Source organism: Umbribacter vaginalis, assembly GCA_001552935.1.
Lineage (GTDB): Bacteria > Actinomycetota > Coriobacteriia > Coriobacteriales > Eggerthellaceae > Berryella > Berryella vaginalis.
In genome coordinates, this window is sequence record KQ959698.1 from 618 (window position 1) to 3,504 (window position 2,887).

1 protein-coding gene is annotated in these 2,887 nt (G+C 44.3%); it reads right to left on the reverse strand.

The features are described from left to right. On the reverse strand, window positions 1-2,887 hold a 2,887-nt coding region (locus tag HMPREF3190_RS07635), incomplete at both ends, for a SpaA isopeptide-forming pilin-related protein (RefSeq protein ID WP_449676214.1).

Sequence of the window (2,887 nt, forward strand, 5' to 3'; positions counted from 1 at the left end):
TTTACCCTCAATGAACGTATTATCCGATGCGTCTACTAATACACCCTCAAGTACATACTTCTCACCAATGTTTAAGTTTTCAAATGTAACAGTGTCTATAAAATGCGCTTTGTGATCAAGTGCAGCTGTGTGCGTTAAGCCCTCGCTGCGAAGTTCAGAGGAGATGCGCTCACCTGGCTTATTAAACACTGTGCCTAAATCAACGCATTTTTTATCACGCTGGATATACACAGGGAAACTTACAAGCTTTTTACCATAATTAGCTGGAACAACTAACTCTTGTACAAAGTAGGTATCATAGACAAGTGCACCTTTGGCATCATTGACATGTGCGCCGTTGGTCTTTTGTCCACTAAACCACACACCACTCTCCGCTGTGAGTTTAGATACATCAAGTTCGCCTTTGGCGTTTAGTGCCTTGTCACAGGCGTTGGTATTAAAGCTGTGCGGATAGGCGCGAGTGTCTACAACGCCATTTTGATCACTCATAACGATATGGCGCTCACCTGTAGTCATAGAAGTAATTGCAAACGGAATACCGCCAAGGGGGCGCTGCGTTGTGTCGTCCTTCTTTAAGAAGTAAAAATCGCCACGTTTCACCTGTTCAGCGATAATATCGCGTGTATTAAAGAAGTTGGCAACTTGACCATCTGCGCGTACCTGGAAAGTGCGTGTCCATTTTGAATTGATAAGATAGCCTAAAGGCGCTTTTGTTTCGTGAACTTCATATGTACCATACGGAAGCGCGTTTGCACTTGTTTGTGCCACGCCATCGCGCTCGGTATAAATTACCTTGCACACTTCACCTGGCTTGTAGCGTGTGCCATCAACTACCACGTCATTGCGTGATTTGTTCGTGATGCAGAACTCAGCACCGCCAAGCGTTGCACCACCAAGCGCAATATTACTGCCAGTTTCTGCATCTGCTTTACCAAGGCGCACACCACCTTTGCAGACGGTATCCTCACTCCATACCAGGAGATCTGCTAGCTCGACATGCTGATTTTCATCATCAATCGTAACAGTCTTTTCGTAACCATCGTTTAAGTATGTACCATTAGATTTTACTTCACGGACGGTATATGTACCGTACGCAAGACGACGTTCAGGCATTTTTGCAATGTAGCGTGTGCCATCATAGTGTGTTGTGATTCTATCGCACACCTCTCCTGGCTGATACACTTTACCATCAACCATAACCGCCTGGCGTGATTTGTTTGTGATTTCATAGGTAATACCCTCAAGAGTAGCATCGCCTTGTGCATAGCTTTCTCCCAGCTCAGCATCCGCTTTAACGACACTAATGTCGCCACGTTTCACCTGGTTAGGAGCGCTTTGTGCAACTGAGGTTGCATCGGTAATTTTGCCATCTTCGTGTACTTCTACCAAAGTTGACCAGTCGTAATTAAGCAGGTAACCATCAGGCTCTGCACTTTCTTTTACCTTATATGTACCATAAGGCAAAAGGTTGGATGGCGTTTGTGCAATACCATCTGCATTGGTATTGATCGTCATAATCCAGTCGCCTGGTTTGTAGCGTGTACCATTCACCACAACATCTGCTGCGGATGCATTAAAGATACTAAATTCGCAATTTTCAAGAGTAGCATCTCCTCGCGCGATATGCTCTTGACGCTCTCTATCAATCTTACCTACTGCAAGACCACCACGAAAAACGCTGTTATAACTTGCATTTTCGTTTTGATAGATGATCTGCTCACCGTTTTCGTGAATAGAAAACTCACGCGTGAAATCGCATTTGTGATATGAGTTATTTGCAGAAAGCTCATAGATCTCATAGTCACCATATGGGAGTTTATTTGTTGTAGCGATGTAGCGTGTGCCATCCTTGCGTGTAGTAATTTGCTCGCATACGGTATTCGGTGCGTGTACAACGCCGTCACTGGTCACTACAGAGCCATACGAGCGATTAACGATTTCATACGTAATGCCCTCAAGAGTTGCATCGCCTTGTGCATTACTCTCGCGTGTATCATCATCGCGTTTTTCTACCGTTACACCACCATAAATGGCTTTTTCTTTTTGTACGGTAGTAGATGTACCAAGGTTACCCTCTGTTGGGAACACATCTCCCTCAATCCGTCTAAAAATCGGGCTATCTGCATCATACACAACGCGCGTTACAAACATAGTAGGATTATCAGGTAAAAGATACCCTGTAGGTGCTTTGGTTTCATAGTAGACGTATGTACCAAAGGGGAATGTTTTCTTGCCATGAGAGTTTTTAAAAAATTCATCGCCACGCACAGGAGTTCCATCCTGAATATCGACAATACCCTTTTCATCCGTAGCATAAACCCACGTGCGTGCAGGTTTACCGCTTGCACGAGCAGCATCCGCGCTATCAAAGTATCCTGGATAAAATTCGCAGGTAAACTCAGCACCAAAAAGCGTACCGTCACCTTGTCCTTTGAACTCTCCTGAATCGGCATCCTTTTTAGCCACAAGAACGCCGATAGGGTCATCTCCTGGCATCTCTTTTACCGTATAGTCATTTACACGGGTTGTTTCATTAGGCTTAACCGTTACAACATATGGCTCATTTTCATCAAGTAAATATCCTGGAGATGGCTTGATCTCTTTTGCGTAATACGTACCGCATTTGAGGTTTTCTTCTTTTGCGTATCCACCCTCATCAGTAGTGAGTGTACGTACAGGATTTGTACCATTAACAGCGTCATCGCGCGATGCGTATAAGCCGTATTGTGCGCCTTTTAAGGAATAGCAGGGATTATTGTCGGAGATTTCATGATTAGCAGATTCTTTTTGCAAGTCTACATGTCCAACATTTTCCCATTCAACAACAACACGATTCAAACCAAGCTCAGCTTGATCTCCGCCGTTAGAGTACACAATGAAGTAAAAA